The sequence below is a fragment of the Plebeiibacterium sediminum genome (genome assembly GCF_026013605.1).
GTDB classification, from domain to species: domain Bacteria; phylum Bacteroidota; class Bacteroidia; order Bacteroidales; family Marinilabiliaceae; genus Saccharicrinis; species Saccharicrinis sediminus.
This window is the reverse complement of record NZ_JAPDPJ010000007.1, coordinates 62,120-74,708: the sequence shown is the minus strand read 5'-3', so window position 1 is coordinate 74,708 and position 12,589 is coordinate 62,120. Positions and strand designations below refer to the sequence as shown.

Below are 12,589 nucleotides of genomic sequence, written 5' to 3'. Positions count from 1 at the left end.
AAGAAGTACCTCCCTAACTTATCATTCTATACTACTATCATTAAAAGAGCTGTCTCTTCAAACCGGACAGTCTCTTTTGATTTAACTATGAGAATAAAAAAAAGGTTTCAATAATTGAAACCCTTTTTTTTATCTTGTTGTCAGATTAAAAAATAAACTGACCTATAGTATTACTCCATTCTTTATCGTCTTCTTCGATTATCAGAACGACTATTATTGTTATTATTATTATCAAATTTCTTTCTTTGATTTCTTTTTGGTGGCTTTGCAGTAGCTGGTTCTACATGAAGTTTTTCACTCTCAAACTTAACTCCTTTTAATGCAGATATAACCATTTTTTGTCCACCTTCATCCACTTCAAAAAATGTAAAATTCCTTAATATTTCAATTTTACCAAAGCTTACTTTCTTTTTATCAGTGTTTTCGTTAACTATTCCCATCAAACGCTGGGCTGTTAATCCGTGAGCTTTACCTACATTGATATATAACCTACCAAACTTTTCGTTTCCTCTTCTTCCTGGACGATCTTGTACTATATCTTTTTTATAAACGTTTAAGTCTTTTGATCCTTCGTAGTAAGAAATAAATCTATTAAACTCTACAGATACAAATCGTTTAATCAAATCTTCTCTATCAAAACCTGATAATTTTTCGATAATTTGAGGTAAAAAAGAATCAATTTGCTCATGATTAATCTCCACATTCTCAACACGGTCCACTAAGTGGAACAATTGACGAGTACAAATTTCAGCCCCAGAAGGAACCATCTCCCTCTTGAATTTAATTCCTGAAATTCTTTCAATCTCACGAATCTTACTTGACTCTTTGGTATGAACAATTGCTATACTAGTTCCTGTTTTACCTGCACGTCCCGTTCTTCCACTTCGGTGTGTATATGCCTCAATATCATCAGGTAAATTATAATTAATTACATGAGATAAATCGTTAACATCAATACCCCTTGCTGCTACATCGGTTGCCACAAGAATTTGTAAGTGTCTGCTTCTGAAACGATGCATTACCTGATCTCTCTGAGCCTGAGATAAATCCCCGTGCAATGCATCCGCATTGTAACCATCGGCCATCAATTTTTCAGCAACTTCTTTTGTTTCATGACGAGTACGACAAAATACAATACCATAAATATCCGGATTAATATCTGCAATACGTTTTAGAGCTAAATATCTATCCTTTGCATGTACCATGTAAAAAATATGGTCAACTGTTGTTGCCCCTGCATTCTGCTTACCAACTTTCAATTGAACTGGGTTAGATAAATATCTATTGGCCATGCTTTCAATTTCTTTTGGCATTGTTGCAGAAAACAATAAGGACTGGCGAGTATCTGGAGTATTTGAAATAATAGAATCTAGTTCTTCTTTAAATCCCATATTCAACATCTCATCTGCCTCATCAAGTACCAGATAATTCAACTTATCCAACTTAAGTACACCTCTCTTACATAAGTCATTTACTCTACCTGGAGTACCCACAACAATCTGGCTACCTTTTTTAAGCTCTCTCATTTGTTTGCTAATATCAGCACCACCGTATACGGCTGTGATATATAAATCTGAGATATACTTGGAATAAGCAATGATATCTTTTGTAATTTGCAGTGCCAACTCACGTGTTGGACAAAGTACCAGTACCTGAACGTTTTTATTATTACAATCAACACGTTCAATAATAGGTAAACTAAAAGCTGCAGTTTTACCTGTTCCTGTTTGTGCTAACGCAACAACATCGTTTGTACCATCTTTTAATTCTGGAATTGTTTTTTCCTGAATGGGAGTTGGGTTTACATACCCTAATTCATTAATCGCCTTTAGAACTTCCGGAGACAAGCCGGTTTCTTCAAATGTTATCATAAACTACCTTTTTTTCAGCCCTCCCCGCTTTATCAAATATCATTTCTTAATCGCTGAAAAAGAGAAGTTCGCTGAACTATCATTTTAATATGAATGATTTATACCTTTGTAAAAATCGACCGCAAAGGTAAGCTAATTTTAGTTCGTTTTAACCACATACATTTTCAGCCAATTTACTAAATAACATCTTTCAGCTGATTATCAAAACAATAACATCATCATTTATTTTCATTTTTAACATAAATAAACAATAGAAAGGACAATTAATTACACTTTATGGTCGTATTTGATTATTCAGTTAATGTCAATTTTAATTTTTGAATTAACGATTTTCTTTTTTGACTTAATTTAACAGTTCATCTCAATGAATTGATATACTTTTGTATCGCTATGGAGAATGCATCAATTTATTTCAGACGTTTTTTGATATGGAGAGTAAAACATATCAGTCAAAAGAACTTTATTCTAATATTAAGTTTAATTACCGGACTATTAAGTGGTTTAGCTGCTGTATTGCTGAAAAATACAATACACTTTACCCACCACCTTTTAACTGGTCAGTTTCATATTGAGAATATTAATTTTCTATATTTAGCTTATCCGGTAATTGGTATTTTTATTACTGTGTTATTCTCCAGACAAATTATTAAGGATAGTTTAGGTCATGGAATATCTAAAATATTATACTCCTTAAGTAAAGGAAGCGGTAAACTAAAGAGACACAACAACTTTTCATCAATTATTGCAAGTACTTTTACAATTGGTTTTGGTGGTTCTGTTGGAGCTGAGGCCCCTATTGTTTTAACAGGAGCTTCTATTGGTTCAACTCTGGGAAGATTATTTCACCAAAACTATAAAACGATTTCCTTACTTATAGGTTGCGGTGCTGCCGGAGCTGTTTCCGGTATATTTAAAGCTCCTATGGCCGGACTGGTATTTACATTAGAAGTACTTATGCTAGGCTTAAGTATGGCATCCTTAGTACCCCTGCTCATTTCTGCATTTAGTGCTGCTACTGTTGCTTATCTGTTTTTAGGTGAAGCTGCCGAATTTTCGTGGGAACTTGAAAACCAATTCGTATTAAATAACATTCCTTTTTATATCATATTAGGTATTCTTGGTGGATTTATTTCATTATACTTTACCAGAACATTAATGTGGACAGAAGATAAGTTTCGTCAAATAAACAACCCTTATTTCAGACTATTAGCCGGTGGTGTTGTTTTAAGTATACTCATTTTCATATTCCCACAATTATATGGTGAAGGCTATAATACTATTATTGCCTTTTTAAATGGGAAAAAAGATATTGTATTTGACAATAGTATATTTTATCAATTACGTGGCTACGAATGGGTACTATTGGCTCTATTAGCACTCTTAGTGCTATTCAAAGTTTTTGCATCTGCTGCAACTACTGGTAGTGGTGGAGTTGGTGGTATATTTGCACCATCCTTATTTACAGGTGGAGTTATGGGATATTTCTTTGCCAGATTAATTAATGCATCTGGCTTATATTTACTTCCGGAAACACACTTTACATTAGTGGGTATGGCAGCCATTATGGCAGGTGTTCTTCACGCACCACTAACAGCTATTTTCCTAATAGCAGAAATCACCCATGGATACGAGTTATTTGTTCCTTTAATGATGACCTCAACAATATCATATTTAACCATTATGTATTTTGAGCCTCATTCTATTTACACAAAACAATTAGCACGAAAAGGTGAACTATTGACACACCATAAAGATAAGGCCGTATTAACCCTAATGCGACTAAACAAGGTTTTAGAAACTGATTTTCTACCTGTAAAGTCAACTGATACACTAGGAACTTTAGTAAAAACAATAGCAAAAGCAAAACGTAATTTATTCCCTGTCATTGGCTCTAAAGGTCAACTCAAAGGTATTGTAATATTAGATGACATTAGAGAAATCATGTTTAATCATGAAAGATATAATGATACTGTAGTGGAAGATTTAATGCAGGTACCTCCGGCTTTTATTGAAATTAATGAAAGTATGGACTCTGTAATGAAAAAATTTGAAGAAACAGGAGCCTGGAATCTTCCTGTTATTGAGAACGACAAATACATGGGTTTTGTGTCCAAATCAAAAATTTTCTCTGTATACAGACGAGTTCTTATTCACTTTTCAGACGAATAATTTTTTGAAACAAAGTGTATATCTTAAATTTGCACTCTATTTACAAGATATTTATCTAAATTGTTATACATACAGGATGAAAACAAATTAGTTGATTGACTCTCATCCTTTAATAATCTATTTTATGAAACGCGACGATAAAATATTTGAGCTTATCGAAAAAGAACATCAACGCCAGCTAAATGGTATTGAATTAATTGCTTCTGAAAACTTTGTTAGCGAACAAGTTATGGAAGCTATGGGTTCTTACATGACTAACAAATATGCGGAAGGATATCCAGGTGCGAGATATTATGGTGGATGTGAAGTAGTTGACCAAAGTGAATCATTAGCCATTGAGCGTCTTTGCAAAATTTATGATGCTGAATATGCAAATGTTCAACCTCATAGTGGTGCACAAGCAAACATGGCAGTATTAATGACTGTTTTAAATCCTGGTGATAAATTTTTAGGATTAGATTTATCTCATGGTGGACACTTATCTCATGGTTCTCCTGTAAACAGCTCTGGTTTATTATATGAACCAATTGCTTATGGCGTAAAAGAAGATACTGGCCTTGTTGACTATGAAATGATGGAAGCTCAAGCTCGCGAACATAAACCAAAATTAATTATTGGTGGAGCCTCTGCTTATTCAAGAGAGTGGGATTACGCAAGAATGAGAAGATTAGCTGACGAAATTGGTGCCATTTTAATGATTGACATGGCTCACCCTGCTGGTTTAATTGCTGCCGGTTTATTAGATAATCCTGTAAAACATGCGCATATTGTTACTTCTACAACTCATAAAACATTAAGAGGACCTCGTGGAGGTATTATCTTAATGGGGAAAGATTTTGATAACCCTTGGGGAAAAACAACACCTAAAGGTGTAATCAGAAAAATGTCTTCTCTATTAAACTCTGCTGTTTTCCCTGGAGTACAAGGAGGACCTCTTGAACACGTAATAGCTGCTAAAGCAGTATCATTCCTTGAAGCATTACAACCTGAATATATTGAGTATCAAACTCAGGTTCAAAAGAATGCTAAAACAATGGCTGAAGCTTTTATTGCCAGAGGTTACAAAGTTATATCTGGTGGTACTGATAACCACTCTATGCTTATTGACCTTAGAACTAAATTCCCTGAGTTAACTGGTAAAGTGGCTGAAAACACTTTAGTAAAAGCAGATATTACTATTAATAAAAATATGGTGCCATTCGATAGCAGAAGTCCATTCCAGACTTCAGGTATCAGAGTTGGTACTGCAGCTCTTTCAACAAGAGGATTAAAAGAAGAGCACATGGCTCCGATTGTGGACTTAATTGATCAGGTTTTATCTGATGTTGAAAGTGAAACTACTCTTAACGAGGTAAAAACTAAAGTAAATGAAATGATGAGCAAATTCCCATTATTTGCTTTTTAATTTTAATACGACTTTTTAACATACAAAAGCCAGCTTTGATTTCTCTTAGCTGGCTTTTATATTTTTAGCAAAACTAAAACCTATTCCATTTCATCGTGTAATATTAACATTGGATGCTCTGGATGTAAAACCATTTGTTTTGTTATACTAGGATGGAAGATGCGTTCAAAGAAGCTTACATCATGCCTTACAAGAGCGATCATTTCAGCATCATTTTCATTCATAAACTTATTGATACTCTTGGCTACATCATCTCCTTCAATAAAGTTAAAACTCAAGTTTACATTTGGGAAATGAGCTTCAATTTTATTTTCGGCATCCAACCTGTTAACATATTCGTCATCGAGTACATTTACAAACATCAAAGCTGATCTATATCTGTCTACAATATCACGCACCGGACGCATTACTGAATCCTTTTTAACATCCTGTAAATCTGTAGCAAATACAATCTTATCAGGTTTTCTAAATTGAGTAGATTTTGGAACCACCAGAATCGGAGCCTTAATATTTTTAATCACTTCATAGGCATTTGATCCTAATAAAAAATTCTCAAGTGCAGATTCGCCACGGCAACCTAATACAACTAATTCTGGGTGATCTTCCTTAATTTTTTCTCGAACAACATCAATCAGAGATCCAAAACTGGAAATAGCGTCAATAACAGCCTCAGGAAAGACACGCTTTAGGACAGACATTTCTTGTTTTAATCCTTTTTCACTCTCATATGCCATTTCCTCCTTAACCTGCATTACGTAAGGACTACCACTAAACTCTAAATCGTATGCATTTAAAAGTGAAAAATGAACATTCTCATCAGCAAACATTTTCAATGCATAAAGAGCGGCATTTCGGGCTGTATTTGAAAAATCGGTTAATAACAATACCTTTTTCATAGCCTCAATATTTACAATTAACTTAATCAAACCACCGGCTAAAGCCGTATTCAGAGATTACTAACAACAAGAAAAACAATATTATTAGTGTACAGATATATGTTTATACGAAACAATTATTTTTTGGTTACAATTTTTATATAAAAAAAGGAGGAAATCATAAAATTTCCTCCTTTATAAACTTTTGATTAAAACACTGTATTTTCTATATTTCTGAAGCAATCATTTGCATTCTTAATTTTTGAGTTTGTTTAGAGATATAAATAACTTACATGAATATTAAAACGGCTCAAACTCCTCTACTTCTGTATCTTTTAGATTCTCATTAAATATAAACCCTGATTTAGCTCTTGATGAGAAATTACTTTTAGCTTTGCCATTTGTAGTTATCTTTTTACTATTCCCATTTAAATTAAAATAACCTATCAAGGCCTTTAACTGAACTGACTGTGCACTCAACTCTTCTGCATTTCCTGCCATTTCTTCACTACCCGATGCACTTTCTTGTGTTGCCTGATTTAATTGCTGAATAGCTGTATTAATCTGGGTTACTCCATCTAATTGTTCTTTGGCTGCGGCAGCAATCTCATTCATTAAACTGTTGGATTCATTTATTACAGGAATAAGATCTTCAAGTTTTTTATTTGAATTCTGAGCTAATAAACTCGTTTCTTTAACCAAATTAACAATTTCTGTTGCTGCTAAATTACTACGCTCAGCTAATTTTCGTACCTCACTTGCAACAACAGCAAAGCCTCTTCCGTGTTCACCAGCGCGAGCAGCCTCTACTGCAGCATTTAATGCCAGAATGTTTGTACGATTAGCTATTTCATTGATTATGGCAATTTTTTCAGCTATTAACTTATTGGACTGAACTGCTTTATTTGATTCAAAACTTACATTTCTAAGAGCCTCCAATGCCATATTAGATTGCGCCACTCCTCCCAATGCATTACTGCTACTTTGTTGAATATTTGCCACCATCTCTTCCATAGTTGTGGAAACTTCTTCTAAAGATGCAGCCTGTTCATTGGCTCCTTGAGACATGGTTTGTGAGTTTTGATTTAATTGATTACTAGCATCTGATAACTGGTCAGATCCTCCTTTAATCTCACTAACTACCTCTTTTAATTTTTCATTCATTACTGACATTGACTGTACTAATCGTGTAACCTCATCATTACCATCAATATCAATTTTTTGATTTAAATCCCCTTTAGCTAACGATTCTATTAACTCAACCCCTTTGTTTAAAGGCTTAGTTATACTTACTACAGTAGTTCTACTAATTATAATAGCTAATACAACAGCTATTATTAAAACTATAATAGCAAATCTTTTAGCCCTGTTCATAATTTGCTGCTCTGTAGCTTTTACCTTCTGAACCATCATCTCAGTATAATGAGCAACCTTGTCACCTGAAGCTTTCATCTTTTTAATCTGGTCGCCTTGAGCTGATACGTCTGAAGCAAATGTCATAAAAGCATTCTGATAACTTTCGTAACCGGATAACAAATCACTTAAAATCTTTTTTTCAGCACGACCATTATACTTAACTCTGGCTGATTCGAGCACATCATAGCATTTATCCAGATGACGCTCAATATTATCTTGTTTTTCAATATTTAAATCTCCTGCAGTATTGGTTTGATTAGAAACAAACTCCCATGCCGCGATTCGTAATAAGCTATGCGCTTCATACATTTTAGATGCGAAAGCTGACATATTTCTATTATCACGACTTTGACTTAGAATATCACCTAAAAGAGCACCTGTTTCTGACCATTTATGACGTCCCTCCTGTTTTTTCTTTTCTAGTGATGCGTAGGTATTAAAATCGTCATTATATATTCTAATATATTGCTTTAAAGAATCTGTTCTGTCATCTTGATAGATTGTACTCATTTGAGAAGAATCTACATGCCCCAGAGCTAAACCTACATGATTGTTTACCGCCTCAACATATTCGTGGCCACCAAAATTCATAAAGTAAGTAACACTTAAACGGGCACTTAGAAGTTCCTGGTCTGCTTGTTTAAGATGATTGGATACTGTAACTATCTGATTGGTTTTAAATAGACTATTACTACCAACCAGGCCAATGGTTATAACACCAACAACCATTATTGCAAAACCAACGGTTAATCTAAGTTTAATGGAGTAGTTTCTCAAATTCATAGTGGATTATATTAGTTAAACAAAAAAAGATGGCAGAACCATCTTTATCTAATTTAGCAATTGCAAAATTAATTTACAAACTACCATACTTAACATATACAACCCTATGTATCACCGCATTAACTTTGAGCAATTTTATTATTTAAATAAAACTGCCCAAAATTCAGCAAATATCATAATATCTTGTTCCTATATGATCCAATTACCAAATAAAAGAATTTAGCATAATCAGGTAAAATATTTATCTTTTACTTTGAGTATACCATCTCCAAACCGTGTGATAAGGTATATTGGTTATTTTAGCAACCTGTACCGGATCGTGATGCTCACAAAGCTTTAAGATATTCATTTTGATTTCCTTAGGATACCTTATCGCTTTAGTCTTAGTTTTACAATAACGTTTTCTGATTCGTACAATACTCATCTCAGAAACATTAAATTCTTTAGCAATTATTTTTGCCAATTCTCCATTATCCAGACGCTCTGCAATTTTGAGTGCATCTTCATACGAAATAGTTGAACTACCTCTTACCTCTAAAGATTTAGCTCCTGCTAAACCATTTTTAATACGATTTTGTGTCAAAGCTTTTTGATTTCCCCATTCAAGGTTTTGATAACGATTATCAGTACTTACACAGTTTTTGTGTAGTACCATTTTATATGAAACAGGTTTTGGATTCGGAACAAAAGCTAATGCAACCAAGCGGTGCACATACATTACTACTCCTTTTATGGAAACCTGATAATAACCATGTCTACTTTTAGGTGACTTTATTAACGATTGATGCAATGCAGTACCATTATACTCTACAAGACTTCCATCCTCACTAATCTTAATCTCATCTTTGACTCCAGGATACTTAATAGTTTTAAACTCCATTTTGTTACAATTTAATAATTGATATTGATAAAAGGGTTTGGGTTAAAATGAGTGGGGTAGGAATCGTATAAAAATACTATTAAAACAAAGTTAATTAATTATATTAAAACATTACAATTTAATTCATTAAAAAAATTACGAATAATGCACCCCTGTAAATTTCACATTTAAACCCGAATAACGTTTAATACGTATCATTAGTTCAATTTAATAAAATAAAAAAGGCCGTTCAAGTGAACGGCCAAATTTATTGATTGGATAAGTAATAATATTTATTATTCAGTAACTAACTTAACGTCAAGGGTAAATTCATCATAAATAACTTTATCTCCTAAATTATCGAAAAAGCTTTTTGATCCATATCTCACATCATACTTAGATCTGTCCACAACTAATACGCCTGTAAATACTTTTCCCTGACGAGTAACTTCAAACTCAATTGGATTCGTTTTACCCTTAATGGTTAAATCTCCAGTTACTGTAGCTTTATCTGATTTAAACTTTGTACTTTCTGTAATTTTCAAGGTAGCTGTTGGATATTCACCTACACTAAAGAAATCATCTGACTTTAAGTGTCCAATTAATTTTTCATTGTAACCGGGATCTTCAAGATCATCGTTAGTAATACTTTGCATATCGATAACAAAGGTACCTGAGGCTAACTTATCTCCTTTAACTGAAAACTTTCCTTCTTTAATTCCTATATGTCCGTTGTGAGCACCCCCAATTTTCTTACCTTCCCATTTTACTGTTGATTTTGCTTCATTTACAGTAAAATCCTGAGCATAAATACTTCCTGAAACTAATACTAAAACTGCTACTAATAAACTTTTCATTGTCTTCATGATTCTTGTTTTTATTGGTTATGTTATAACTACTTTACTTTAAAATAATATCCTATGTCTAATTTTAACACCTTGCTTAATGCATCGGAATATCCATTACTAGTAACTTTGATGGAGATACTATTTCTATTTCAACAGATTCTGTATCCCAAATACCAATAGCGTCTCTTGTTTTTAGTAATTGATTATTAATTTTAATTTCACCGTCGATAAGCATAATATAAACACCGTTTTCATTTGCCTTAACTTCATATTGCTGTTTACCTGGTTTTATAAAATTACCCAGATTAAACCATGCATTCTGATGAATCCATACTCCCTGATCATCTTTATCTGGACTAAGAACTTGATAAAATTCATTTTCCCGCTCTACATCTTTTAAAGAAATCTGATCATAACGAGGCTCAACATTCTTTTTATTTGGAAACAACCATATCTGAAATAAGTTCAAAGGCTCTAAATCACTGTTATTAAATTCACTATGAAAAACACCTGAACCGGCACTCATCACCTGAACTTCTCCAGCATTGATTACAGAACTGTTTCCCATGGAATCTTTATGAGCCAAGGCGCCTGACAAAGGAATTGTAATAATTTCCATATTATCATGCGGATGCTCAGGAAAACCACCTCCCGGGGCAATCATATCATCGTTTAAAACTCTTAGAACTCCAAAATGAACTCTTTCAGGATGATAATAATTGGCAAAGCTGAACGAATATTTTGCATTTAACCAACCATAATTTGCTGTTCCCCTCGATTCTGATGTATATAATATTGTTTGCATCTCTTTACCTTTTTTGTACGATACAAACATACAATGAGAATTCAGGTATTAGATTACGAAAATCAGTGGAGGTATTGCAAAAATCAGATTTTAAGGTGTTTTATTGCGGCTTTGAGAACGAAACTGTCCGGGAGTCTCCCCCACATTCTTTTTAAAGAAGTTACTAAAGTGCGATGGTTCCTCAAACCCCAAATCAAAGGCAAGCTCCTTATTACTATTATCTGTAAATAATAATATACGCTTGGCTTCAACCAGTATTTTATCCTGTATAAATTCTTTTGCCGATTTACCGGATTGAGTTTTGACATATTTATTCAAATAATCGCTACTTACAGCTAAAATATCGGCATATTCCGACACTTTATGGAGCGTAGTATACTTTTCTTCTATTAGGCGCTTAAAATTAACAAAAAGACTATTTGAACCAGTTGCCCGCTCCAGTTCAACTGAATTTTGAAGACTACATAATGAGGTGATTCGAATAAAGAACAATTTTAATAAAGCACCCAATGCATCATATTGAAAGGAAATATCCTTATTTGAATAATATTTAACTTGTTGAATAATATTTTCTAAATCCTGATAATCGTTTGGAGGCAGATGCAAGGGAGGAGAATATCCATAGGTATTATATAAATATACTTTATCTACTATTTTTTGATGTATATTATTTTGAAGCAGAAAATCTGAACTAAAATTCATGACCCAACCATCAGGCTTTTGGGGTGTACTAATTTGATGTACCTGACCAGGAAATACCAGGTGTAATGAATAATTATTGATTTCAAACTTATTAAAATCAATATAATGCAGCCCCTTTCCTTGCTTAACCAAAACCATTGTAAAATAATCATGGCGGTGAGGATCATCATCAATACCATTTAAGTGGTCAAAAACTTCACCTATATCTTTTAAAATAAATTCAACTCTATCGCCGGATTGATTACTTAAGCCGTATGTTTTTACAGAATGGTTCATTTAAATCATATATCTATTACTCAATCAGTTTTGAACGAAACAAGATAGTATTTTATATACAGACATTTTACTTATATACATAAAAAAAACGCCCCGCCGAGAATCGACGGGACGTTCAATCTTTAACCAAACCTAACCCTAAACTATGAGTACAACAAATATACGCATTAATATATAATTTACAAAGGTTTAACATGATTTTAATGTTAAATAATGCTAATTGGTAATTTATTGCGGAAATAATAAAACAAGATACTTAATTCACATTTCCTGATTTATTTATTAACCACAAAGTACACCAAGAGATTTTCACAAAGAGCACTAATATATTAAAACATAAAACATTAGAAAAAAGCGATCTTATATTTAATGACAAGTTAGATACACGGATCACAGATCCGCTAGCAGTTTGTTTTTATGGAATTAGGATTGAGTTGTCCTTACAGGACGCTGGTAAAACGTATTGGTAATATTACCCAAGGTGTTACCTTGGGCTGAATTAAACTGGGCCTACAGCCCGTGATGTGCATGATGGCAAAGTTTAAATTGTATCTGGAATTAAACCGGACATTTGTTTTGC

General features: G+C 33.2%; 9 protein-coding genes. 2 read left to right on the top strand and 7 right to left on the bottom strand.

The annotated features are described in order from the left end of the window. Window positions 1–182: 182 nt before the first annotated feature. A complete protein-coding gene (locus tag OM075_RS05385) occupies window positions 183–1,871 on the bottom strand; it encodes a DEAD/DEAH box helicase (protein ID WP_301189458.1) in 1,689 nt (562 codons plus the stop codon). Window positions 1,872–2,261: 390 nt separating this feature from the next. Between OM075_RS05385 and OM075_RS05380 the strand changes: the two genes are divergently transcribed. Next, entirely contained in the window at window positions 2,262–4,040 is a 1,779-nt protein-coding gene (locus OM075_RS05380) for a chloride channel protein (protein WP_301189457.1), read from the top strand. Between the two features lie 124 nt (window positions 4,041–4,164). Next, complete coding sequence (gene glyA, locus OM075_RS05375; RefSeq protein ID WP_301189456.1) at window positions 4,165–5,445, top strand: serine hydroxymethyltransferase; 1,281 nt, start codon at window positions 4,165–4,167, stop codon at window positions 5,443–5,445. Window positions 5,446–5,525: 80 nt separating this feature from the next. On the opposite strand, the gene OM075_RS05370 is transcribed toward glyA, so the two are convergent. The 6 genes from OM075_RS05370 to OM075_RS05345 all read right to left on the bottom strand — a co-directional run bounded on the left by OM075_RS05370 (window position 5,526) and on the right by OM075_RS05345 (window position 12,009). After that, window positions 5,526–6,341, bottom strand: a complete 816-nt coding sequence (locus OM075_RS05370) for a universal stress protein (protein WP_301189455.1) — start codon at window positions 6,339–6,341, stop codon at window positions 5,526–5,528. A 279-nt stretch (window positions 6,342–6,620) separates the two neighbouring features. Continuing rightward, entirely contained in the window at window positions 6,621–8,519 is a 1,899-nt protein-coding gene (locus OM075_RS05365; RefSeq protein WP_301189454.1) for a methyl-accepting chemotaxis protein, read from the bottom strand. A gap of 241 nt (window positions 8,520–8,760) precedes the next feature. After that, a complete protein-coding gene (locus tag OM075_RS05360) occupies window positions 8,761–9,399 on the bottom strand; it encodes an HNH endonuclease (RefSeq protein WP_301189453.1) in 639 nt (212 codons plus the stop codon). Window positions 9,400–9,674: 275 nt separating this feature from the next. Beyond that, window positions 9,675–10,244 carry a YceI family protein gene (locus OM075_RS05355; RefSeq protein ID WP_301189452.1) on the bottom strand — a complete coding sequence of 190 codons (570 nt, stop codon included), beginning with the start codon at window positions 10,242–10,244 and terminating at the stop codon, window positions 9,675–9,677. A gap of 76 nt (window positions 10,245–10,320) precedes the next feature. Beyond that, window positions 10,321–11,031: a pirin family protein gene (locus OM075_RS05350; RefSeq protein ID WP_301189451.1), complete on the bottom strand. Its 711-nt coding sequence runs from the start codon at window positions 11,029–11,031 to the stop codon at window positions 10,321–10,323. Window positions 11,032–11,121: 90 nt separating this feature from the next. After that, window positions 11,122–12,009, bottom strand: a complete 888-nt coding sequence (locus tag OM075_RS05345; RefSeq protein WP_301189450.1) for a helix-turn-helix domain-containing protein — start codon at window positions 12,007–12,009, stop codon at window positions 11,122–11,124. Window positions 12,010–12,589 lie beyond the last annotated feature (580 nt).

What these genes read in the sequence shown, in the direction of transcription:
- OM075_RS05385 (WP_301189458.1), bottom strand. Translation starts at nt 1,871, where the DNA reads ATGATAACATTTGAAGAAACCGGCTTGTCTCCGGAAGTTCTAAAGGCG.
- OM075_RS05380 (WP_301189457.1), top strand. Translation starts at nt 2,262, where the DNA reads ATGGAGAATGCATCAATTTATTTCAGACGTTTTTTGATATGGAGAGTA.
- glyA (WP_301189456.1), top strand. Translation starts at nt 4,165, where the DNA reads ATGAAACGCGACGATAAAATATTTGAGCTTATCGAAAAAGAACATCAA.
- OM075_RS05370 (WP_301189455.1), bottom strand. Translation starts at nt 6,341, where the DNA reads ATGAAAAAGGTATTGTTATTAACCGATTTTTCAAATACAGCCCGAAAT.
- OM075_RS05365 (WP_301189454.1), bottom strand. Translation starts at nt 8,519, where the DNA reads ATGAATTTGAGAAACTACTCCATTAAACTTAGATTAACCGTTGGTTTT.
- OM075_RS05360 (WP_301189453.1), bottom strand. Translation starts at nt 9,399, where the DNA reads ATGGAGTTTAAAACTATTAAGTATCCTGGAGTCAAAGATGAGATTAAG.
- OM075_RS05355 (WP_301189452.1), bottom strand. Translation starts at nt 10,244, where the DNA reads ATGAAGACAATGAAAAGTTTATTAGTAGCAGTTTTAGTATTAGTTTCA.
- OM075_RS05350 (WP_301189451.1), bottom strand. Translation starts at nt 11,031, where the DNA reads ATGCAAACAATATTATATACATCAGAATCGAGGGGAACAGCAAATTAT.
- OM075_RS05345 (WP_301189450.1), bottom strand. Translation starts at nt 12,009, where the DNA reads ATGAACCATTCTGTAAAAACATACGGCTTAAGTAATCAATCCGGCGAT.